We start from the raw sequence: 22,743 nt of genomic DNA, 5'->3' as shown, positions 1-22,743 counted from the left end.
CGGATGATCTGACAACGGGGTGACGGGTGTCATGACTTCTGATTCGGACCGGTGGTACGACGACGCGGCAGGACCGGTGGTGCGGCCCTATGCGATGACAAGGGGCCGCACCAGCAACGCCGCTGAGACGAAGATCGACCTGATCGCCCTGGTGATCACGGAGACCGAGGCCGGGGACGACGGAGGCGCGCAGGACGACCACACGCTGTCACCCGAGCACCTCGACATCGTCGAACGCTGTCAGGTCCAGGCCGTCTCCGTCGCGGAGCTGGCCGCCGACCTCGACCTGCCGGTCGGGGTGGTCCGCGTCCTGGTCGGGGACCTGCTGGAGGCGTCGCACGTACAACTCCACCAGCCGGTCCCACCGGCCGAGTTGGTGGACGAGAACATCCTGCGCGAGGTCATCAACGGGCTGCGCGCGCTGTAGTGGATCGTGATCCACTGCGGCGTGCCGGTCATGTTCGAACAGGACTAGGCTCTCCGCAGACGTACGACGAAGCGCAACCGACGTACAGATCGACGTACAACTGACAACGCCGGCAGGGAAGTAGACACAACATGGCTTTCGCGCGATCGGATCGCCGCCGCAAGCCGTCCGCCGACGAGCCGGTGGCACTCAAGCTGCTGGTGGCGGGCGGCTTCGGCGTGGGCAAGACCACGCTGGTGGGCGCGGTCAGCGAGATCAGGCCGCTGCGCACCGAGGAGTCGCTCAGCGAGGCGGGCCGCCCGGTGGACGACATCGAGGGCGTGGAGGGCAAGCGCACCACCACCGTCGCCATGGACTTCGGGCGGATCACGCTCAGGGACAACCTGGTGCTGTATCTGTTCGGCACGCCAGGACAGGACCGGTTCTGGTTCCTGTGGGACGAGTTGGCGCAGGGCGCGCTCGGCGCGGTCGTGCTCGCCGACACCCGCCGCCTGGAGGACTGCTTCGCGGCCGTCGACTACTTCGAGCGGCGCGGCATCCCCTTCACGGTCGCCGTCAACTGCTTCGACGGCGCCGAGCTGCACGCGCCGGACATCGTGCGCGACGCCCTCGACCTGGACGCCTCCGTGCCGGTGGTGATGTGCGACGCGCGCGAGCGGGACTCGGCGAAGAACGTCCTGATCACCGTGGTGGAACACGCGGCGCAGATGGCGACGGGGCGCAAGGAGCCCGCCGCCACCTGAGCCCGGCGGCTGCCTGGGGTCGGACGCTTCCGCAGCCCGGCCGCCGCCTGAGCCCGGTTCTTTCGCGAGACGGCCAACCGGCCGCCGTTCAGAGACGATCGCTATCCGGCGGAGCCGTCCTCGCCGTCCTCCTCCAGCCAGCCGAAGCTCCGCTCGACGGCCATCTTCCAACGCCGGTAACCGAGTTCACGTCGCGGCTCGGCCATGCGCGGCTTCCACTCGGTGTCGCGCTCCCACTGCGCCCTGAGCGTGTCGAGGCCGTCCCACACGCCGGTCGCCAGACCCGCCGCGTAGGCCGCGCCGAGGCTGGTGGTCTCGGCGACGACCGGCCGGACCACCGGCACGCCCAGCACGTCGGCCTGATGCTGCATCAGCAGGCTGTTGACGGTCATGCCGCCGTCCACGCGCAGTTCGGCGATGCGTACCCCGGAGTCCTCCTGCATCGCGTCGACCACCTCGCGGGTCTGCCAGCTCGTGGCCTCCAGCACGGCCCGCGCCAGGTGCGCCTTGGTGACGAAGCCGGTGAGCCCGGTGATCACACCGCGCGCGTCGGACCGCCAATAGGGCGCGAACAGCCCGGAGAAGGCCGGCACGACGTAGGCGCCGCCGTTGTCGGGCACGCTCGCGGCCAGCGGCTCGATCTCGTCCACGCTGCGGATGAGGCCGAGTTGGTCGCGCAGCCAGTGGACGAGGGCCCCGGTGACGGCGATCGAGCCCTCCAGTTGGCGATCCCGAGGGCGCTGAGCTGGTCGGGGCGCAGCCCGGCCCTGGCGAGCGCGCCCGCCGCCACGGCCTGCGTCTTCGCCCAGATCTCGGTCGCGTCGTGCTCCACCCAGCCGGGCCTGGGGAGGATCTGCCGGTGGTCGCGCTGGTCGGCGGCGACGATCCGGCCGCCGCTGTCGAAGACGACGCACCGGGTGGACGTGGTGCCCTGGTCGATGGCGGCCACGTAGCTCACGGGCTGGTCGCTCATGTCGGTCTCCCTTGCCCGGTCCGCGCGGGACCGTGTCGGGAACGGGCGGCGGCGCGGACCGCCGGTGGCCGGTGCCCCTCCCGCCGACCGGCTCCGCGCCACCGGAAGTGTTCTCCAGGGGTGACGGAGCGTCAAGAAGCCTGACCGATCAGGTCACTTCACGACGGAGCCGGGACCGATCCCCACCGTTTGACCCGACACGCGTCGGTACGGTCCGGCCCGGTGCGCGTCCGCCTGGCCCGTGCGGCCCGGCGCGCGTCCGACCAACCCGGTCGGCCCGGTGCGCGTCCGCCCGGCCCGTACGATCCGCTACGCGCCCCCCGGTGCCCGGTCACTTCACCACGACCACCGCGGAGCCGTGCCCGAACAGCCCCTGGTTGGCGGTGATTCCGAGCCGCGCGCCCGCGACCTGCCGCCCTTCCGCCCGGCCGCGGATCTGGCGGACCAGCTCGCAGACCTGCGCGATGGCCTGGGCGGGTACGGCCTCGCCGAAGGACGCCAGGCCGCCGCTGGTGTTGACCGGGATGGCGCCGCCCAGCGCGGTCGCCCCCGATCGCAGCAGTTTGGCGCCCTCACCCGTCGCGCACAGGCCCAGATCCTCGTACCACTGGAGTTCCAGGGCGGTCGACAGGTCGTAGACCTCCGCCAGGTCGAGGTCTCCCGGCGCGATCCCGGCTTCCTCGTACGCCGCCGCCGCGATCGAGGCGCGCGGCTCCTGTTCGGGCGGGGGCACGGCGACGGCGGAGTCACTCGCGATGTCCGGCAAGTCCGGTACGGTGCGCGGGTATTGGGGCGTCACGGTGGAGACCGCGCGGATCCGTACCGGGGCGGAGGTGTGCCGCCGGGCGAAGTCCATGCTCGACAGCACGAGCGCGGCGCCGCCGTCCGAGGTGGCGCAGATGTCCAGCAGTCGCAGCGGATCGGCGACGACCGCGGAGGCCGCGACCTCTTCGGCGCTGACCGGCTCGCGGTAGCGGGCCAGCGGATTGGCCGCGCCCGCACGGGAGTTCTTGACCTTGACCTGCGCGAAGTCGTCGAGCGTGTCACCGTGCACGGCCATCCTGCGGCGCGCGTACAGGCCGAAGTAGCCGGGGTTGGTGGCGCCGAGGACCCGGAAGCGCAGCCAGTCGGGGTCGTCGGGCCGCTCGCCGCCCGCAGGGGCGAAGAAGCCCTTGGGCGCGGAGTCGGCGCCGACCACGAGCGCCACGTCGGTGAGGCCCGCCAGGATCTGCGCGCGGGCGGTCGCGATGGCCTGCGCCCCGGAGGCGCACGCGGCGTAGACGCTGGTGACGCGGGCGCCCTGCCAGCCGAGCGCCCGCGCGAAGGTCGCGCCCGCCACGTATCCGGGATAGCCGCCGCGTACGGTGTCGGCGCCCACCACCGACCGCACCTCGCGCCAGTCGAGGCCCGCGTCCGCGAGGGCCGCGCGGGCGGCGGCGACCCCGTATTCGGTGAACGGCCGCCCCCACTTGCCCCAGGGGTGCATGCCGGCGCCGAGCACCGCGATGTCGGCGGTCATCGGGCACCGCCCACGGGCCGCCAGTTCCAGGTGCCGCGTCCGGTGTCGGCGCCGCCCGTACCGTCGGCTGCCGTCTCCCCGAGCACCCCGGGCACCAGCTCGACCGGCATCCCGACCGCGAGATCGGCCGGGGTCACCCCGGGCGCCGCCTGTCCCAGCACGACCATCCGCTCGTCCGCCAGCTCGACGGCCACCAGGGTGTACGGCTGCCACGCGCGCCCGGGGTCCGAGGGATACGGCGGCGGCGTCCGGTAGCGGGCGTCGGTGTACGACCAGACGTGCCCGGTCCTGGACAGCGGGAACTCGTCCAAGTCGGCACCCGCGCACGCGGGGTTGCGGCAGAAGGAGTCCTCACGGGGGAAGAACACGCTTCCGCAGTCGCGGCACCGGGTGCCGAGCAGCCGGAAGTCGGGTCCCGTCCCCTCGGTGAACCAGCCCTCGACCACCGGCGGTGTGCGCCTGTGCTGCTCCACGCGGCCTCCCCGGCTCATCATCTGACGGATCGTCAGAAGTGTGCCACGGGCGGCCCGCCGGCGGAACAGCGCCGGACCGCGCGAAGTCGGCGGGCCGGAAGGGCCGGTGCGAGGCGGTGTCAGGCGTCGTCGCCCGTGCCGCCCTGCTCCGCCAGCCACTTGTCCGCCGTCTCGGCCAGTTCGGCGTCCCGTCCGGCGAGCATGGTGGTGATCATCTTGACGTCGCCGCGCAGCGACCACACCGGGTGCCCGAAGGTCGCCGGATTGTTCTTCTCGATCAGGAAGTGGGCGGGCCACGCCGTTCCGTACCCGATCAGCGGCAGCGCCGCCGCGTACCGCTTGCGGCCCCGCGCCAGGCCGTACCCGGTGACCGCGAGGCCGGTGAGCGTGCCCGCCAGGTGCACCCAGCGGGTGGCGGCCTTCGAGTGCATCGCCACGTAGTACGGCCAGAACTCCTCGAAAGTGCTGAACGTCTGCTTCGTCATTACCGCAGAGTAGCGCCGCTGCTGGACGGTGTCAGGGGTCGGTGCTATGGTCTTCTCGTAGTGAGAATGACTCACCTTGAGAACAACATGCGGGGTGGGTTCGGCGCGAGACGGGGGCGATCATGACGGACGCGGTGAACACGCCGGAGTCGGCGGGGGAGTCGGCGGCGCGGCGGGAGCGGGACTTCCTCGACTCCTACGATCCGCGCGCCTTCGACCCGATCGCCGTGACCGTCGACATCGTCGCGCTGACCCTGCGCGCCGACCGGCTGCACGTACTGGCCGTCGAGCGGGGCGGACCGCCGTTCGCGGGGGAGCGGGCACTGCCGGGCGGATTCGTCCGCGCGGGACGCGAGTCCCTGGACGAGGCGGCGGCGCGGGAGTTGGCCGAGGAGACCGGCCTGGACGCCACGGCGCTCGGCCGGGTTCACCTGGAACAGCTCGGCTCCTACGGCGTCCCCGACCGCGACCCGCGCATGCACGTGGTCTCGATCGCGTACCTCGCCTTCGCGCCGGGACTGCCCGATGCCACGCCGGGGAGCGACGCCGCGGGCGCCGCCTGGATCCCCGTCGAAGCAATCCTCCCGAAAGGGCAACCGGACACGGCGCCGCCGCGTCCCTTCGAGCAGGGTCGGCGGACCGGAATCTACGGGGGTGGTACCGGCCGCCGGCCCGCTTCTCACGGGAGCGCTCCCCGGCTCGCCTTCGACCACGACCGCATCCTCGCGGACGGTCTGGAACGCGCCCGCGGAAAGATCGAGTACACCCCGCTGGCCACGACTTTCCTCGGCGAGACCTTCACCATCAGCGAATTGCGCGCGGTCTACGAGACGGTGTGGGGCGCGCCGCTGCACGCGGGCAACTTCCACCGCAAAGTGCTCTCCGTGCCGGGCTTCGTGGAGTCCACCGGCGAGACCGACAGCCGCCCCGGCAGCAAGGGCGGTCCGCGCGCCCGTCTCTACCGGGCAGGCGATGCCCGGTTGCTGCACCCGGCGCTGCTCCGCCCCGACCGGGAGGACGACGTCCGATGACCGCCACCACGAATCCGCTCGATGACCCGGCCGGTGACCGGACCAACGGCCCGACGCGTGGCGCGAGTCGCGGACCCCTCGGCGACACCGGCAACGACCCGTCGGGCGCACACATACGCACCTTCGAGGACGCCCTCGCCGCCCTCGACGCCGACTTCCCGGCCGACGCCCACGACGCGGTCCGCCACTACCGGCGGCTCGCCCGGCTGCTGCACCCCGACGCCGCACCGCCCGGCCGCACCGCGGAGGCCGCCGCGGCCTTCGCCCGGCTGTCCGCCCGCCACCACCACACCGACGAAAGGGCCACCGCTCCCACCGTCACCACCGCGGACCGCCGCTACGTCCTCGGCCCGGTCCTGGCCACCGGCGACCTCGCCGTCCTGCGGACCGCCCACTACGACGAGAACGGCGACCGGCGCGAGGCCGTACTGAAGATCCCGCAACGGCCCCGCGACAACGACCTGTTGGAGCACGAGGCCGACGTGCTGCGCCGCCTCGACACCGTCGGCGAACGGCGGCACCGCGCGTACGCCCCGCAACTGATCGAGAGCTTCAGGCACCGCGACACCGACGGCGTCGAGCGGCACGTCAACGCGCTCGTACCGCTCACCGGCTTCCACACGCTCGCCGAGGTCGCCGCCGCCCACCCCGGCGGCCTCGACCCGCGCGACGCGGCCTGGATGTGGCGCCGCCTGCTGACCGCGCTCGGCTGGGCCCACCGCGCCCGGCTGGTGCACGGCGCCGTCTTCCCCGAACACGTCCTCATCCACCCCGAGTTGCACGGCCTGGTCCTGGTCGACTGGTGCTACGCGACCGCCTTCGACACCCATGTGCCGGTCCTCGTCGACCGGCACAGGGACGCCTATCCGCCCGAGGTCCCGGAGCGCCGACCGGCCTCCCCGGCCACCGACATCCACCTCGCCGCGCTCTGCGTGCGGCAGCTCATGGGCGACCGGGCACCGGCGCCGATGCGCGCCTTCCTGCGCGCGTGCGTACTGCCCTCGCAGAACGCACGCCCGCAGGACGCCTGGCAGCTCCTCGGCGAGCTGGACGACCTGCTGGAACGGCTCTACGGGCCGCGCACCTTCCGCCCGTTCGCCATGCCGCACATCTGACAACCGCGACACCACCACCACGACACAAGGGGGAACCACCATGGGCAGCGGAAGCTGGTCCACCAATGTCTACGACGCCGCCGCGCGCTACCGCGCCGCGTCCGGCTCCGGCGCCTTCGCCTACAGCGACCACGTCACCGGCTCGTCCCCGCGCAGCAGTTGGGCGGCCCACCCGTCACTCGACCCCAAGAACATCACCCTGCGGGAGAGCCGCGACTCCGCGGAACACCCCACCTCGCTCGCCATCGCCGTGCTCTTCGACGTCACCGGCTCGATGCGCACCGTGCCGCAGGTGCTCCAGACCAAGCTCCCCGAACTGTTCGGCCTGCTGCTGCGCAAGGGCTACACCGAGCACCCGCAGGTGATGTTCGGCGCGGTCGGCGACGCCACCTGCGACCGGGTGCCCCTCCAGATCGGGCAGTTCGAGTCCGACAACCGGATGGACGACGACCTCGGCAACATCCTCCTGGAGGGCGGGGGCGGCGGCCAGATGAGCGAGTCGTACGAACTCGCGCTCTACACCATGGCCCGGCACACCGCGCTGGACTGCCACGAGAAGCGCGGGCGGCGCGGCTACCTGTTCCTGATCGGCGACGAGATGCCGTACGGCAAGGTCAAGGCGCGCGAGGTGTGGGACGTCCTCGGCGAGCGCATCCCGCAGGACATCCCGATCACCGACATCGTCGCCGAACTCCAGCGCACCTACCACGTCCACTACATCCTCCCGGCGGGCTCCTCCTACGTCGGCAACACCGAAGTGCTCGGCATCTGGCGGAAGTTGCTCGGCCAGAACGTCATCGAGCTGGACGACCTCGACGCGGTCTGCGAGACCATCGCGCTGACCGTGGGCCTCGGCGAGGAGGCGATCGACCTCGCCGCGGGCCTGGCCGACCTGGCCGACGTCGGCTCGGCGGCGGGCGACAGCGTCAGCAGGGCGCTCGCCGGACTCGACCGCGGCAGGGACGGCGTGGCCCGCGGCAGCGCCCTCGCCGTCTCCGACGCGCCCCTCACCGACGGCGACGCGGGTCCCGCCACCACCACGAGGCTGTAGTGCACACCATCGTCGTCGACCTCGGATTCGGGGACGCGGGCAAGGGCGCCGCCGTGGACCGGCTCTGCCAGGACGGTACGGTCCAGGCGGTCGTCCGGTTCAACGGCGGCGCCCAGGCCGCGCACAACGTCGTCACCGCAGACGGCCGCCACCACACCTTCGCGCAGTTCGGCTCCGGCACACTGCGCGGGGTCCGCACCCACCTGTCGCGGTTCATGACCGTCGACCCGCTCGCGCTGGCCGCCGAGGCCGACCACCTGCGCACGGTCGGCGTCCCCGACCCGTACGCCCTGCTGTCCGTCGACCGCGCGGCGCCGATCGCCACCCCGTACCACGCCGCCGCCAACCGGCTGCGGGAGCAGGCGCGCGGCGCCGACCGGCACGGCTCCTGCGGGATGGGCGTGGGCGAGGCCGCCGCGTACGCGCTCGCCCACCCCGGTGACGCGCCGACCGTCGGCGACTGCGCGTCACGCCCTCGGCTGCTGCGCCAACTGCGCCTGCTGCGCGACCGGTTGGCGGACGAGTTGGGCCCGCTTCCCGCGCCGCCGGTCGAGGACTGCGCGGAAGTCCTCGCCGCCTTCGCCCGTACGGTCACCCTGACCGACGGAGCCGCGCTGCACGACCTCCTGTGGCGGGGCCCGGTGGTCTTCGAGGGCGCCCAGGGCGTCCTGCTGGACGAATGGCACGGCTTCCACCCGTACACCACCTGGTCCACCACCACCTTCGCCAACGCCGAGACGCTGCTGGCCGAGGCGGGTACACCGGGCGAGGCACGGCGGCTGGGCGTCGTGCGCACCTACACCACCCGGCACGGGCCGGGCCCGCTCGTCACCGAGGACCCGGAGCTGACACCGCTGCTGCCCGAGCCGCACAACGGCCACGGCCGCTGGCAAGGCGCCTTCCGCACCGGCCACTTCGACGCCGTCGCGCACGCGTACGCCGTGGAGGTCTGCGGGGGAGTGGACGCCCTCGCCGTCACCCACCTCGACGCGCCCGCCCGCGCCCGCGGCCTGCGCATCTGCCGCGCCTACGGCATCGACGGCACCCTCGTCGAACGCCTCGCGCCGGGTCCGCCCGGCGACCTGGCCCGCCAGGCCGCCCTCACCGCGCGCCTCCAGCGCGCCCGCCCGGCCCTGTGGGACACGCCCGGACGCGACCCGCGCCGCTGGTCGGACGCGATCGGCGCGGCCCTGGGCGCCCCCGTCCTGCTGGAGTCCTCGTCCCCGACCCGCCAGGTCCTGCGCAAGCCGCTCCGCGGCCCCGAAGCTGGCCCGACCCGCAAGGCCGCCTTCGAACCGGCCCGGCACCCCACCCGCACGACCGCTCTCCGATAGGGTCCCGCCGTGGCCAAGGATTCTCACTGCTCGTCGTGCGGCGCGCGCTTCGGCGCCGACCCCGGATGGCCGCGCACCTGCGGGAACTGCGGGGCCGTCAGCTACCGCAACCCGCTGCCCGTCGCCGTCGCCCTGCTCCCGGTACGGCACACCGGCGGCACGGGGCTCGTCGTGATCCGCCGGACGATCGAGCCGCGTCTGGGCCGACTCGCCCTGCCCGGCGGCTTCATCGACTTCGGCGAGAGCTGGGAACAGGCCGTCGTCCGGGAGCTGTCGGAGGAGACCGGCATCCGCGCCTCGGCGGCGGACGTCACCCTCGCCGACGCGCTCACCGACGAGGACGGCGGATATCTGCTGCTGTTCGGCCTGCTGCCGGAGCGCGACGCGGCCGAACTGCCGCCGTCCGTACCGACCGACGAGACCGATGGGCACCAGATCCTGCCGCGCCCGGCCGAGTTGGGCTTCCCCCTGCACACCCTGGCCGCCCGCCGCTGGTTCGACGGCGCTTACGACACGCCGCCGCACACCCCGTAACCGACCCGCTTCTACGACACGCCGCCGCACACCCGGTAACCGGTCGGCCCCTACGACGCCGTGCCGCGCACCCGCACCCGGTAGCCGACCGGCTCCCCGGCGTCCGCGCCGTCCCGCTCCACCACGACCTCGCCGTCCGCCCACCGAGAGGTGAACCGTTCCATCCGCGCCGTGCCCCAGCCCTCCGGGTCGCCGCTGAAGACGACACCGCTCCCGGTACGGCCGAGTCGCGGTGCCCACACCTCCAGTTCGACCTCGCCGTCCGCCCCGGCCACCGGCACGATCGCACCCGCCCGCGCCAGTACCGGAATCCGGCCCAGCGGCGCGTCGAGCAGCACCTGACCGGGCCCGCGGTGCGCGGTACCGGTCGCGGTGTCGTACCACAGGCCACGCGGCAGCCGTATCGCCCGCGTCTGCGAACCCGGTTCGAGCACCGGAGCCACCAACAGTGCGTCGCCCAGGAGGAAAGCGTCACCGCACTCGCGCAACGCCCGGTCACCCGGCGCGTTCCACCACAGCGGGCGGACGTACGGGGCGCCGGTGCGGTGCGCGACATGCGCCAGCGACTCCAGATACGGCAGCAGCCGCACCCGCTCGGTCAGCGCGGCCCGCGCGTGCTCCAGCACCTCGGGGCCGAACTCCCACGGCTCGCGCCGCCCGGCGTCGATCGCCGAATGGGTGCGGAAGAACGGCAGATACGCGGCGAGTTGGAACCAGCGCAGATACAGCTCCGGTGACGGTGAACCGGTGAAGCCGCCCACGTCGGGGCCCGAGTACGGCACCCCGCACAGACCGAGCCCGAGGACCAGCGACAGGGACGCGCGCAGCCCCGGCCAGCCGGTCGCCACATCGCCCGACCAGGTGCCGCCGTATCGCTGCATGCCTGCCCAGCCGGAGCGCGAGAAGAGGAACGGCCGCTGCTCGGGGCGCAGTTCGCGCAGCCCCTCGTAGCCCGCGCGGGCCATCGTCAGGCCGTACACATTGTGCGCCTCGCGGTGGTCGCCGCCTCGGCCCTCCAAAGAGTGCCGCGCCGAGCGCGGCAGGGTGTTCTCGCCGAAGGACACGAAGGACACCGGCTCGTTCATGTCGTGCCAGACCCCGGAGAAGCCCTGATCGAGGCGCTCGGCGTACAACCGGCCCCACCACGCCCGCACCTGGGGGTCGGTGAAGTCGGGGAAGGCCGCATCGCCCGGCCAGACCACGCCGTTGACCTCCCGGCCCCGCGCGTCCCGCACGAACGCGCCTTCCTCGGTGCCGCTGTCGTAGACCGCCACACCGGGCTCCGCCTTCACCGCCGGGTCCACGATCGACACCATCCGGATCCCGGAATCCGCCAACTCCGCGGCCAGACCGGGCAGATCGGGAAACCGGCCCTTGTCGACGGTGAAGACCTGGTGGCCGTCGAAGTGGTCGATGTCCAGATGCAGCACCGACAGGGGCAGTTCCCGCTCGCGGTAGCCCGCCACGACCCGCCGCACCTCCCGCTCGCTGCCGAAGCCCCAGCGCGAGTGGTGGTGGCCCAGCGCCCAGCTCGGCGGCAGCGCGGGCCTGCCGGTCAGCGCCGTCCAGCCGTTGAGCACCCGCGACGGTGTACCGGTGATCACCCAGTAGCGCAGCGGCCCGCCGTCCATCCGCAGCTCGCAGCCGCCCGGCCGGTCGTGGCCCGAGCCCGCGCCCTCCTCACCGTCCCGCAGCGTCACCCTGCCGTCCCACGTGTTGTCGTGGAAGACCAGGTGGCAGCCCGCGTCGGCGACCACGAGCTGCACCGGCATGGTGATGTACAGCGGGTCGTCGCCCGGCTCGAAGGAGCCGTCGGGGTCGGTGTTCCACAGCCGGTAGCCGCCCGCGGGCAGCCGCGGTCCCACGGCCCGGCCGCCGAGCCCGTATACCCGCGCGTCGGCCGGGGTCTCCGAGCGCTGCACCCAGCGCGCGCCCACCCCCGGCTCACCGCCGGTCGGCTCCCACCAGCGCGGCGGCAGCTCCCTGCGCAGCAGCACGCCGCCGGGCGTGCGGATCTCCACCGCGCCGTGCCGCGACACCAGGACGGTGACGCGCTCGGACACCACCCGCCAGCCGTCCTTGTCCGGTTCGAGGATCGCCCGCAGATCCGCCTCGGGCCGCCCGCCGGCCAGCGCGTACGACGGGTCGGGATCCGCGCCGTCCCAGCCGCAGAAGACAGCGCCGCCGATCGCCACCCGTACCCGCAGCACCGAGCGCGCGAACCGCACCCGGCCGCCGCCGGGCAGCGGCTCCACCTCCCGCGCGGCGCCCGGCACCCGGGCGCGTTCGGCGCCGCGCCGCGGCAGATCCCGCGCGTCCGTGCGCTGCCGCCGCCAGGCCGAGCGTGTGGCACGCCGGCCCTCGGCGGAACCCGCCGTCCGCACCGACCGCAGCAGGTCCCGAGCGTCCATGCCCCCACCCTTCCATCGAAACCGCCGGTCGCGCCGCTCGTTCAGCCACCGTTCACCTGGAGGGGGCGGTGCGCGACCCGCGCCGGTCGCCGACGCCGCCGACCCGGACCGCACCCCGCGCGCCCGTGCCCTCCCGGCGGCGGGGCCGGGCCCGCGCGGGCCCGGTGAGTGATCTTCCCAGGGATCTTGGCGGGAACCTCGGCGGGAGCCGGAAACAGAGCCACCCCGCCGCCCGGACCACCCCCTCGGAACCCCTCGTCAGAGCCCCCGCCGACCCCCGCCGCGCGACCCGTGGGCCACCCCGCCCTGGCGCCGAAGACGATCACATGGCATCGTCCTGCCCAGGCCCGGGGCGGGACATTCCGCCCGCAGGGGACCAGCCGCAGATACGCGACGACGCGTACCGTCCGGGGAGCCGCCCATATGAGCACCACGCCCGAGCCCGCCGACAGCCCGGAGCCCCTGTGGACGCCGGGACCCGAGCGGATCGCCCGCGCGCAGGTGACCCGGTTCCAGGACTGGACGGCCGAGCGGTACGGCGCCCCGGCAACCGTGGCCGGCGACCCCGCCGCGAGCTACCACGCGCTGCACGCCTGGTCGGTCCGCGACCCCGACGCCTTCTGGCGCGCGATCACCGAGTGGTACGACGTCCGCTTCAGCACCCCGTACGAGACGGTGCTCGCCGACGCCTCGATGCCCGGCGCCCGCTGGTTCCCCGGCGGGACCCTCAACTACGCGGAGCACGCGCTGCGCCCGGCCCTCGACCCGGCCCGCGCGGACACCCCCGCCCTGCTGCACCTGGACGAGAGCCACGAGACCGGCACGGTGAGCTGGGCCGAACTCAGCCGCCAGGTCGCCTCGCTCGCCGCGGCCCTGCGCCGCCTCGGCGTCACCCCCGGCGACCGCGTCAGCGGCTACCTGCCCAACATCCCGCAGGCCGTCGTCGCGCTGCTCGCCACCGCGGCCGTCGGCGGCGTATGGACCTCCTGCGCCCCGGACTTCGGCGCCCGCAGCGTCCTCGACCGCTTCCAACAGGTCGAGCCCGTCGTGCTGTTCACCGTGGACGGCTACCGCTACGGCGGCAAGCGGCACGAACGGACCGACGTCGTCACCGAACTGCGCGCCGGGCTGCCCTCGTTGCGCGCCACCGTGCACATCCCGCTGCTCGGCACGCCCGCCCCCGAAGGCGCCCTGGACTGGGCGGACCTGACCGCCGACGACACCGCGCCCGCGTACGAGGCCGTGCCCTTCGACCACCCGCTGTGGGTGCTCTACTCCTCCGGCACCACGGGACTGCCCAAGGCCATCGTGCAGTCCCAGGGCGGCATCCTGCTCGAACACCTCAAGCAGACCGGCCTCCACCTTGACCTCGGCCCGGACGACCGCTTCTTCTGGTACACCTCCACAGGCTGGATGATGTGGAATTTCCTGGTCTCCGGGCTCCTGGCCGGTTCCACCGTCGTGCTCTACGACGGCAGCCCCGGCTACCCCGACGTCGCCGCCCAGTGGCGGGTGGCGGAACAGACCGGCACCACCGTCTTCGGCACCTCCGCCGCGTATGTGATCGCCTGCCGCAAGGCGGACATCCACCCCGGCCGCGACGTCGACCTTTCACCCGTCAAGTGCGTGGCCACCACCGGCTCGCCGCTGCCGCCCGACGGATTCCGCTGGCTGCACGACGAGGTCAAGGAAGACCTGTGGATCGCGTCGGTCAGCGGCGGCACCGATGTGTGCAGTTGCTTCGCGGGCGGTGTCCCCACCCTCCCCGTGCACATCGGTGAGCTCCAAGCGCCTTGCCTGGGGACCGACTTGCAGGCGTGGGACGCGCAGGGCCGCCCGGTCGTCGACGAGGTCGGCGAGCTGGTCGTCACCAACCCCATGCCGTCCATGCCCATCAGGTTCTGGAACGACCCGGACGGCGCCCGCTACCGCGAGAGCTACTTCGAGATGTTCCCCGGCGTGTGGCGGCACGGCGACTGGATCACCCTCACCTCGCGCGGCACGGTCGTCATCCACGGCCGCTCCGACTCCACCCTCAACCGCCAGGGCGTCCGCATGGGTTCCTCCGACATCTACGAGGTCGTCGAACGCCTCCCGGAGATCCGCGAGTCGCTGGTCATCGGGATCGAACAGCCCGACGGCGGCTACTGGATGCCGCTGTTCGTGCAGCTCGCCGACGGCGCGGAACTGAACGACACGCTGCGCGACCGGATCCGCACCGCGATCCGCGCCCAGCTCTCGCCGCGCCACGTACCCGACGAGGTCATCGCCGTCCCCGGCGTCCCCCACACCCTCACCGGCAAGCGCATCGAGGTCCCCGTCAAACGGCTCCTCCAGGGCACCGCGCTCGACAAGGCCGTCAACCCGGGCTCGGTGGACAACCTCGGGGTGCTGCGCTTCTACGAGCGGCTCGCCGCCGAACGCGCGAAGGGCCGCTCGTAGAAGGTCACTTCAGGCGCCGACGGTCACGTCCGCGTCGCCGTCATCCGGTGTACGCCGCGAAGATCTTCGAGAACTCGTACGGCGTCTGCGAGATGTTGGTGCACTTGTAGGTGGCGCCGGTGCACGCGTTGGCGTCCCGGCCCTCCTCCCAGAACGAGAGCATGCCCAGGTGCTTGCTCTGCGCGAAGGCGACGAGCTGACGGGCGTCGGCCTGGTCGTAGACGTGTCCGTCGTCGTTCTGGCCGAGCATCGGCGTCACGCCGACCATCGCCCAGAGCTGCGCGTCGGACTTGGTCGGATAGAGGGGCTTGAGCTGTCCGAACAGGCTGTTGGCGGCCTGGACCGCCGCGTCGCCGTAGTCGACGCTCTGGTAGTAGTCCATGGCCATCACATTGACCATGTCCAGGTTGACGCCCGCGTTCTTCGCGGAGGTGACCACGTTCAGCCCGTTCGCGTCGAGACCGTTGGGCAGCACCGGCAGGGTCAGCGAGATCCGCAGACTCGGGTGGGACTGCTGGAGCAGCGCCAACGCCTGTGAGCGCAGGGCGATCGACGCGGGTTCCGCGACCGCCGAACCCTCGATGTCGAAGTCGACGTAGGACAGGTTGTACGCGTCGACCACGGCGCCGTACTCGGTGGCCAGCGCACTGGCCGAACCGCACGCCTGGGCCAGCTCGATGCCGCTCGCGCCGCCGAAGGAGACCTTCACGTCCCCGCCGGCCGCCCTGATGGCGTCGATCTGGTCCTTCGCCCACGCCTGGCGCGGGTCATAGGCGTTGAACCACGACGCCTTGCAGCCCGCCGAGGTGACGAAGGCGAGCGTGAAGCTCTTCACGCCGCTCGCCTGGGACATCGCCGTGAGACTCGGCGTCGGCCAGGCGCCCATGTCCACGTACGGCGCGGTACGGATCACGCCGGGGCTCGGATTCCCGCCGCCACCGGTCGCGCTCGTGGTGCCGCTGACGGCCGCGCTGTACGCCGAGTAGTTGCCCGCCGCGTCCTTGGCGCGGACCTGGAAGGAGTACGCGGTGGACGCCGCGAGACCCGTCGCGGTGTACGAGGTGCCGGTCACGGCGACCGGCGTGCCGCCGTTGCGTGAGACCTCGTAACCGGCCACGGAACCGGAGTTGTCGGTCGAGGCGTTCCACTTCACCGTCAGCGAGGAGCTGGTCGGCGAGCCCGCGGTGACGCCGCCGGGCACGGTCGGAGGCGTGGTGTCGGAGCCGCCGCCACCGCCGCCCGCGTCGCAAGAAGCCCCGTTGAGCTTGCAGTTGGCGGGGGTGGCGGTTCCCGAACCCACCCAGCCGAAGACGGCCGAGGCGCCCGGCGCGAGCGTCCCGTTGTAGTCGCGGTTGGTGAACGTGTAGTGCGTGCCGCCGGACGTGGCGGACTGGGTCAGCAGCGCGTCCCAGTAGCTGCCGACGCTGCTGCCGGAGGCCAGGTCGAACTCGACCTTCCAGGAACTGATCGCGGAACCGCTGCCGTTGGTGATCGTGTACTGCGCCTGGTAGCCGCTGCCCCAGTCCGAGGTCTTGGCGAAGGCCGCGCCGACGCCGCCGGCCGCCGAGGCGGGAGGAACGAGGAACAGGACGAGCGTGCCGAAGAGCGCGAGGAGGAGTGTGAGGGATCTTCGCATGCCGGACTCCCATTTGGTCTGTACCAATGCCGCCCAGGATCTGGATACTTGACCGGCGCCGCCCCCGTCAATAGCGCCGCTGGCACCTCACTGACCACCCCCGTCACGGTGCGGTGCCTCAACCCCCGTACGTGCTCGCGGAGTCGGCGAGCACGCGCCCGAAGTCGGCGGCCAGCACGGCCGCTTCGGGCACCCGCAGGTCCGCGACGGTGATCCGTACGCCCGGACCCGCACCGATCCGGAACCGCGACCCGCCCGCCACCCACCAGCCCTGCGACCGCAGGCCGTTGACGACCGCGGCCTCGTCGCGCACCGGCACCCACACATTCAGACCGCTCACCCCGGCCCCGGTGATCCCGTGCTCCGCGAGCGCCGCGATCAGCGCCTCGCGGCGCTCGGTGTACGCCGTCCCCGCCGCGGCGACCAGTTCCGCCGTCGCCGGATCGGTCATCAGCCGGACCACCGTCTCCTGGAGCACATGGCTGACCCAGCCCGACGTCAGCAGCATCCGGCCGTCGTGCCGGGCGAGCGTGACCGGGTCGCAGGCCATCGCCGTCCATCGCAGATCGGTGCCCAGATGCTTGGAGACCGTACGGATCTGCGCCCATCGCCCCGGACCCCGCGCCCCCGCCGTGGTCAGCGAGTGCAGCGGACCGCCCGCCGTGTCCGCGCTGTGGTCGTCCTCGACGACCAGCACCTCGGGCGACCCCGCCAGCACCGCGAGCAACTCCTCCCGGCGCGCCTCCGACACCCGCGACCCGTACGGATTCTGCGCGCGCGGACACAGCACCACCGCCCGCGCGCCGGCCCGCAGCGCCGACCGCAGCGCTTCCGGCCGCATCCCCTCGTCGTCCACCGCCACCGCGGCCGTCCGCAGCCCCAACGCCGGTACGAGATCGAGCAGATGGTGGAAGCCGGGGTCCTCGACGGCCACCGCGTCGCCGGGCCGCAGCTCCACCGACAGCAGCCGCGCGACGCAGTCCAGCGCGCCGTGCGCGAAGGTGACCTGCCCGTCGGGCACCCCGTCCCGGCGGAACCACGCCCGCGCCAGCTCCTCCAACTGCGGCAGCCGGGGCGAGGCGCGGTGCGAACGTGCGCCGGGCGACAGCCGTCCCGGCGGCACCAGATCCGGCAGGAAGGCCGGGTCCGGATGGCCGCCCGCCAGATCCCGCAGCCCCTCGGGCACCCGGGGCGGACGCCGCGAGGCCACCGAGGGCGCCGACGCGACCACCGTCCCGCCGCGCCCGCGCGTCACCACGATCCCGCGCCGCCGCAGCTCCTTGTACGCCGCCGCCACCGTCCCCGGACTGACGCCGAGTCCGTCCGCCAGCGTCCGCACCGGCGGCAGCGCGTCCCCCGGGCGCAACCGCCCTTCGGTCACCGCCCGTTCGGCCGACGCGGCAATCTCCCTGGCCGTCGCACCGCTGATCGCATATTGTGTTGCCACATACATGAGTATGTACCAATACAAAGCCGTACGGCAAGCGAGTACGTGGCGGACGAGCGGCGAACGAACCCGGTGACGAGGGGGAGCGGACACGATGCGGATACCGCCGATACCAGGAGGCCCGGACGGGCGGCGGATGCTCTGGATCAACCTCATCGACAAGACCGGCTCGGGACTCTGGGTCGCCGTCACCGCCCTCTACTTCGTCCTCATCGGCGGACTCAGCACCGGCCAGGCCGGACTGCTGCTCGGCCTCGGCGGCGCCGCCGGCATCGCGGGCGCGCCCGTCGCGGGCCGCCTGGCCGACCGTGTGCCGCTCACCCGCGTGCTGTTCGCCGTCCAACTCCTGCGCGGCGCCTCCAGCCTGCTGCTCCTGCTCGCCCACGGCTTCTGGCAACTGCTGCCCCTGGTCGCCCTCGGCAGCTTCGGCGAACGCTCCGCCTCCGTCCTCACCAAACTCTTCGCCGCCCGCGTCGCGGGACCCGACCGCGCCCGCTACCAGGCCGTACAGCGCACCGTCGTCAACGTCGGCTACACAGTCGGCGGCCTCGGCGCCTCCGCCGCCCTGGCCATCGGCACCGGCGCGGTCTACCGCGGCCTGCTCCTCGGCGACGCCCTGTCCTTCGTCCTCGTCGCCGCCCTGGTCGCCCGCTGCGCCGAACCCCCCTCGGCCAGCAGAACCGTCGCCGCCCACACCGCCCCGACCGCCACCACGGCCACAACCTCCCTCCCGCACCGCGAAGTCGGCGCCCCCTCGAACCCCTGGCGGGACCGCGGATACCTCCTCTACGCCGCCCTCGACTCGGCGATGTTCCTGTACGGCTGCGCGCTCAGCGTCGGCATGCCGCTGTGGATCATCACCCGCACCGACGCCCCGCACGGCCTCGCCGCCGCCATCTTCGTCGTCAACACCGTCATCGTGGTCGCCTTCCAGGTCCGGCTCTCCCGGCACGGCAGGACCCCACGCGTCGCCGCCGACTCCCTGCGCCGGGTCGCCGTATGGTTCCTGCTCTCCGGAGCCGCCACGGCCGTCGCCGTCGTCCACATGCGATGGGCCGCGACCGCCGCGATCCTCGCCGCCGCCATCGCCTTCACCGTCGTCGAGATGATCCAGTCCGCCATCTCCTGGGAACTGTCCGTCGCCCTCGCACCCGACGACGCACAGGGCAGCTACGTCGGCGTGCACGGCCTCGCCCAGTCCACCTCACGCTGCGTCGGCCCGCTGCTCATGACCTCCGTCGTCATCGCCACGGGACCGACCGGCTGGATCGCGCTCGGCGCCGTACTCGCCGCCGCCGCGCTCCTGCAACGCCGCCTGGTCCTGCGCCGCCTCGACCGACCGCACCCGACCGCCGCAGAACCGCCGTTGTCAGTGCCACCGGTTACGGTGAGTGAGCACTAGGGGTCATCGGGACCCCGGTGCCACACCGAGGGGGAAGCATGTCCAGCACCAAGAACCGCACCACCCACCGCAAGAACCGCCACGCCCGCGCCGACCAGGCACAGCGCCCGCCCCGGCACCGCGCGGCCCACCGCAGGGCGCTGCGCCGCGAAGCCCCCACCGTCGTCGCCCTGCTCCTGGACGACCAGGACTTCGCGGCCCTGACCGACCACCGCAGCTTCGCCTTCGAAAACTACGCACAGTATCTGCACGCCGTCGACGCCTTCCTCCGCCACCTGCACGCCCAGGGCCACCACATCGCCGTCACACTCTTCGACCCCGACGCCTACGCCGACTACTGCACCACCACCCGCCAGCCCCCGGACAGCGCCACCACCCGCACCCACTACACCGCGGCGGCGACCGCCGCGGGCCCCTCCGTCGCCTACACCCGCCAGTCCCTCACCCTGCTGCGCGCCCAACTCGCCCACGAAGCCGACCGCCGCGCCACCTGGGAGAGCGCCACCGACGCCCTCACCCGGGCCGGCACCTGCCCCGACTGCGGACAGGACCTCGCCCACTGCGCCTTCGACCGCGCCTCCGACACCCTGCTGCGCCTCATCGAGACCGTCGGCCCCGGCACCCACCACGTCGTGTGCAGCCTCCCCGCCGACGACGGCCCACTGCTCGCCGCCGTCCACGTACACGCCGACACCGACGACACGATCGAACTCGCGGAGAACGACGCCCTCGTGCTCTGCACCGTCATGGCCGCCGGCACCGCCACCGGCCGGACCGGAGGCGTCGTCCTGCGCACCACCCACGACGACGAACGGCCCGACACCGTACGCGGCTGGTCCCTGCGCGACGGCCACCTCCACCCGCTCACCGAAGCGGAGGTCTTCAACGCCTACTGCACCGACGCCGCCACCGGCGACCCCGTACCGCCCGAGCACGGCGTCGTCTACCGCGCGGGACTCCCCCTGCCGCCACCGCCCGTCGACCACATCGGCCCGACGGGTCCCTTCGGACCCCTCACATGAAGGAGAGGCCGCAGTACGGGACCGGCTGGCGCGGAACACCGGGCCGATGACAAAACGGCGGAGGGCGCCCCACCCCGCACGGGTGGAACGCCCTCCGCCAACCGGCCCGACCGCCGTCGTAGCCGTCGTCGGCTCACTCGCCGGACAGCACGCCCTGCGCCGCCCGCCGCGCATCATCGGCGCTGTCGGTCGCCCGAGCCGCGGCAGCCGCACGCTCGCACTGCGCCAGCGTGTACTTCGCCAACGTCGCCCGCACATAAGGAATCGACGCCGCACCCATCGAAAGGCTGGTGACACCCAGACCCGTCAGCACACACGCGAGCAGCGGATCCGCCGCCGCCTCACCGCACACACCACAGCTCTTGCCCTCGGCCCGAGCCGCGTCCGCGGACGCCGCCACCAGGTCGAGCAGCGCGGGCTGCCACGGGTCCTGAAGCCGCGACACCGCACCGACCTGCCGGTCCGCCGCGAAGGTGTACTGCGCCAGGTCATTGGTGCCGAGCGACAGGAACTCGACTTCCTGGAGAATCGACCGCGCGCGCAGCGCCGCCGACGGAATCTCCACCATCGCACCGAACTTCGCCCGCAGCCCCGCCGCACGGCACGCGTCCGCGAACGCCTTCGCGTCCTGACGGTCCGCCACCATCGGTGCCATGACCTCCAGATACACCGGAAGCCCCTCCGACGCCTTCGCCAGCGCGGTGAGCTGCGTCCGCAGCACCTCCGGGTGGTCGAGCAGCGACCGCAGCCCCCGCACACCCAGCGCCGGGTTGGGCTCGTCCGCGGGCGTCAGGAACTCCAGCGGCTTGTCGGCGCCCGCGTCGAGCACGCGCACCACCACCCGGCCCTCGGGGAACGCCTCGAGCACCTGGCGGTACGCCTGAACCTGCTTGTCCTCCGTCGGAGCCTTCGAGGAGTCGTCCAGGAACAGGAACTCCGTACGGAACAGACCCACGCCCTCCGCCCCGGCCGCCACCGCCGCGGGCACATCGGCCGGCCCGCCGACATTCGCCAGCAACGGCACCTTGTGCCCGTCCGACGTCGCACCAGGACCCGACGACGCCGACAGCGCCGCCTTCCGGGCCGCGGCCGCCTCGGACAGCGCGGTCCGCTTCTCCTCGTCCGGCTCGACGAACACCTCACCGGTGCTGCCGTCGACCGCGATCAGCGTCCCCTCGGCCAGCTCACCCGCACCCGGCAGCGCCACCACGGCCGGCACCCCGAGCGCCCGCGCCAGAATCGCGCTGTGACTGGTCGGCCCGCCCTCCTCGGTGACGAAACCGAGCACCAACGCAGGGTCGAGCAGCGCCGTGTCCGCAGGCGCCAGATCACGCGCGATCAGCACATACGGCTCGTCGCTGTCCGGCACACCCGGCATCGGCACACCCAGCAGCCGCGCCACGATCCGGTTCCGCACGTCGTCCAGATCCGCGACCCGACCGGCCAGATACTCACCAGCGCCCGCCAACAGCGCCCGGTAGGAGGCGAAAGCGTCGTACACCGCGCGCTCGGCCGTACTCCCCACCGCGATCCGGCGCTCGGCGTCGGCCAGCAGCTCCGGGTCCTGCGCCATCAGCGCCTGCGCCTCAAGCACCGCCTGCGCCTCGCCGCCCGCGAGATGACCACGCGCGGTCAGATCGGCGGCCACCGCCTCGACGGCCTGCCGCGCCCGACCCTGCTCGCGCGGAGCGTCGTCCGCCGGGATCTGCTTGGCGGGCGGCTCCAGAACAGCGGTGCCCATGTGCCGTACCTCGCCGATCGCCACACCGTGGCTGACACCGACGCCTCGCAGCGTTGTCTCCATCTCACCCGTCTCCGGTCGATGCGGCGGGTCGATGACGCCGCCGCTTAGGTTGCGTGCCCCCGCTGGCCTGACTCCTGGCGGAGCGCGGGACTACTTCCAGATGAAGAGAGTGCCGCCCGCTTCGATCTCGCCGCTCTCCGCGACCTCGCCGAGCGCTTCCACCGTGGCCTCGAGCGCGACCACGGGGCACACCGGCGACTTCCCGGCCTCCTCGACGGCCGCCGGATTCCACCGGACGACCTCCTGGCCGCGGCTGACGGTGTCGCCCTTGGACACCAGCAACTCGAATCCCTCGCCATTGAGCTGAACGGTGTCGATGCCGAGGTGCGTCAGCACTCCGTGCCCTTCGTCGTCCACGACGACGAACGCGTGCGGGTGCAGAGAAACAACGACTCCGTCCACCGGGGACACCGCCACCGTCGACTCGCGCACGGGGTCGATGGCCGTACCCGGTCCCACCATGGCGCCGGAGAACACGGGGTCGGGCACTGCCGCGAGCCCGATGGCCCGTCCGGCCAGCGGAGAAGAAACGGTCGTCATGGGAAGCCTCCTATATGCGGAGCTCAAGACGCCGTCACTGCCTGTCACCGGACGGCGAGGCCGCGAGAGCAGCCTAAGTCATGTCAAGTATGGATTCCGCCCGAGCGGAAGCGACCACATGATGACCCTTCCCGATCGGAAGTCTGTCATCCGGCCACCCTCAGCCACCGTGACTGTCACCGCGACCGGAACGGCCGCGGTCGATTTGCTCCGAGCGAGGGAGTCCAGTACGTTGGCACAACCGCCTCGACGAGACCCGCGGAAACGTGTGTGCTCGGAACGGGGTTGGTAATTCCGACCGAATAGCTTCTGCTAAAGTCGGAGACACGACGAAGGGAAAGCCCGGAGGGCCGG

General features: G+C 72.8%; 18 protein-coding genes and 1 pseudogene. 10 read left to right on the top strand and 9 right to left on the bottom strand.

Annotated elements, in window-relative coordinates:
* The first annotated feature begins 31 nt into the window (after window positions 1-31).
* Window positions 32-427: a DUF742 domain-containing protein gene (locus tag ACIQCJ_RS12165; RefSeq protein ID WP_355344056.1), complete on the top strand. Its 396-nt coding sequence runs from the start codon at window positions 32-34 to the stop codon at window positions 425-427.
* A 131-nt stretch (window positions 428-558) separates the two neighbouring features.
* The gene (locus ACIQCJ_RS12160) at window positions 559-1,170 is read left to right on the top strand and encodes an ATP/GTP-binding protein (protein WP_355344059.1); all 612 of its coding nucleotides are present in this window, start codon (window positions 559-561) and stop codon (window positions 1,168-1,170) included.
* A gap of 101 nt (window positions 1,171-1,271) precedes the next feature.
* On the opposite strand, the pseudogene ACIQCJ_RS12155 reads toward ACIQCJ_RS12160, so the two are convergent.
* The 4 genes and pseudogenes from ACIQCJ_RS12155 to ACIQCJ_RS12140 form a co-directional block, all read right to left on the bottom strand.
* Window positions 1,272-2,143 (bottom strand): annotated as a pseudogene (locus ACIQCJ_RS12155) (FGGY-family carbohydrate kinase).
* Window positions 2,144-2,474: 331 nt separating this feature from the next.
* Window positions 2,475-3,662, bottom strand: a complete 1,188-nt coding sequence (locus tag ACIQCJ_RS12150; RefSeq protein ID WP_401313907.1) for a lipid-transfer protein — start codon at window positions 3,660-3,662, stop codon at window positions 2,475-2,477.
* The gene (locus ACIQCJ_RS12145) at window positions 3,659-4,135 is read right to left on the bottom strand and encodes a Zn-ribbon domain-containing OB-fold protein (protein ID WP_402711305.1); all 477 of its coding nucleotides are present in this window, start codon (window positions 4,133-4,135) and stop codon (window positions 3,659-3,661) included. Before ACIQCJ_RS12145 ends, ACIQCJ_RS12150 begins: the two co-directional genes overlap by 4 nt.
* Before the next feature lie 119 nt (window positions 4,136-4,254).
* Window positions 4,255-4,620 (bottom strand): DUF962 domain-containing protein, encoded by a 366-nt coding sequence (locus tag ACIQCJ_RS12140; RefSeq protein WP_355344065.1) that lies wholly within the window; start codon window positions 4,618-4,620, stop codon window positions 4,255-4,257.
* A gap of 122 nt (window positions 4,621-4,742) precedes the next feature.
* Here ACIQCJ_RS12140 and ACIQCJ_RS12135 point away from each other — a divergent pair, with 122 nt between their 5' ends.
* Genes ACIQCJ_RS12135 through ACIQCJ_RS12115 form a run of 5 tightly spaced genes read left to right on the top strand, consistent with a single transcriptional unit; the run spans window position 4,743 to window position 9,685 of the window.
* A complete protein-coding gene (locus ACIQCJ_RS12135; protein ID WP_402711304.1) occupies window positions 4,743-5,651 on the top strand; it encodes an NUDIX domain-containing protein in 909 nt (302 codons plus the stop codon).
* Window positions 5,648-6,766 carry a molecular chaperone DnaJ gene (locus tag ACIQCJ_RS12130; RefSeq protein ID WP_401313900.1) on the top strand — a complete coding sequence of 373 codons (1,119 nt, stop codon included), beginning with the start codon at window positions 5,648-5,650 and terminating at the stop codon, window positions 6,764-6,766. Before ACIQCJ_RS12135 ends, ACIQCJ_RS12130 begins: the two co-directional genes overlap by 4 nt.
* A 40-nt stretch (window positions 6,767-6,806) precedes the next feature.
* Window positions 6,807-7,817, top strand: coding sequence for a hypothetical protein (locus tag ACIQCJ_RS12125; RefSeq protein ID WP_402711303.1), 1,011 nt, complete (start codon window positions 6,807-6,809; stop codon window positions 7,815-7,817).
* Window positions 7,817-9,151, top strand: a complete 1,335-nt coding sequence (locus tag ACIQCJ_RS12120; protein WP_402711302.1) for an adenylosuccinate synthetase — start codon at window positions 7,817-7,819, stop codon at window positions 9,149-9,151. The genes ACIQCJ_RS12125 and ACIQCJ_RS12120 overlap by 1 nt, the downstream gene beginning before the upstream one ends.
* A gap of 9 nt (window positions 9,152-9,160) precedes the next feature.
* Window positions 9,161-9,685: an NUDIX domain-containing protein gene (locus tag ACIQCJ_RS12115; RefSeq protein WP_402711301.1), complete on the top strand. Its 525-nt coding sequence runs from the start codon at window positions 9,161-9,163 to the stop codon at window positions 9,683-9,685.
* Between the two features lie 50 nt (window positions 9,686-9,735).
* Here the strand turns inward: ACIQCJ_RS12115 and ACIQCJ_RS12110 are convergent, their stop codons facing one another.
* Window positions 9,736-12,096: a glycoside hydrolase family 31 protein gene (locus ACIQCJ_RS12110; protein ID WP_402711300.1), complete on the bottom strand. Its 2,361-nt coding sequence runs from the start codon at window positions 12,094-12,096 to the stop codon at window positions 9,736-9,738.
* A 423-nt stretch (window positions 12,097-12,519) separates the two neighbouring features.
* Here ACIQCJ_RS12110 and ACIQCJ_RS12105 point away from each other — a divergent pair, with 423 nt between their 5' ends.
* Window positions 12,520-14,538, top strand: a complete 2,019-nt coding sequence (locus ACIQCJ_RS12105; protein WP_402711299.1) for an acetoacetate--CoA ligase — start codon at window positions 12,520-12,522, stop codon at window positions 14,536-14,538.
* A gap of 40 nt (window positions 14,539-14,578) precedes the next feature.
* Here ACIQCJ_RS12105 and ACIQCJ_RS12100 read toward each other — a convergent pair whose 3' ends face one another.
* Together ACIQCJ_RS12100 and ACIQCJ_RS12095 are read right to left on the bottom strand one after the other, a co-directional pair.
* Complete coding sequence (locus tag ACIQCJ_RS12100) at window positions 14,579-16,174, bottom strand: cellulose binding domain-containing protein (RefSeq protein WP_402711298.1); 1,596 nt, start codon at window positions 16,172-16,174, stop codon at window positions 14,579-14,581.
* A gap of 118 nt (window positions 16,175-16,292) precedes the next feature.
* Window positions 16,293-17,621 carry an aminotransferase class I/II-fold pyridoxal phosphate-dependent enzyme gene (locus ACIQCJ_RS12095; protein ID WP_391050069.1) on the bottom strand — a complete coding sequence of 443 codons (1,329 nt, stop codon included), beginning with the start codon at window positions 17,619-17,621 and terminating at the stop codon, window positions 16,293-16,295.
* 94 nt (window positions 17,622-17,715) lie between these two features.
* On the opposite strand from ACIQCJ_RS12095, the gene ACIQCJ_RS12090 reads away from it, so the two are divergent.
* Both ACIQCJ_RS12090 and ACIQCJ_RS12085 read left to right on the top strand, forming a co-directional pair.
* Complete coding sequence (locus ACIQCJ_RS12090; protein ID WP_402711297.1) at window positions 17,716-19,023, top strand: MFS transporter; 1,308 nt, start codon at window positions 17,716-17,718, stop codon at window positions 19,021-19,023.
* A 38-nt stretch (window positions 19,024-19,061) separates the two neighbouring features.
* On the top strand, window positions 19,062-20,045 hold the full coding sequence (locus tag ACIQCJ_RS12085) for a hypothetical protein (protein ID WP_402711296.1): 984 nt from the start codon (window positions 19,062-19,064) through the stop codon (window positions 20,043-20,045).
* A 133-nt stretch (window positions 20,046-20,178) separates the two neighbouring features.
* On the opposite strand, the gene ptsP is transcribed toward ACIQCJ_RS12085, so the two are convergent.
* A complete protein-coding gene (gene ptsP, locus ACIQCJ_RS12080) occupies window positions 20,179-21,849 on the bottom strand; it encodes a phosphoenolpyruvate--protein phosphotransferase (RefSeq protein ID WP_391050064.1) in 1,671 nt (556 codons plus the stop codon).
* A 90-nt stretch (window positions 21,850-21,939) separates the two neighbouring features.
* A complete protein-coding gene (locus ACIQCJ_RS12075) occupies window positions 21,940-22,389 on the bottom strand; it encodes a PTS glucose transporter subunit IIA (RefSeq protein WP_402711294.1) in 450 nt (149 codons plus the stop codon).
* Between the last annotated feature and the right edge of the window lie 354 nt (window positions 22,390-22,743).

The sequence above is a fragment of the Streptomyces sp. NPDC093221 genome, assembly GCF_044753885.1.
Taxonomy (GTDB): Bacteria; Actinomycetota; Actinomycetes; order Streptomycetales; family Streptomycetaceae; genus Actinacidiphila.
The sequence above is the reverse complement of the archived record's forward strand: the minus strand, read 5'-3'. Positions and strand labels throughout refer to the sequence as shown.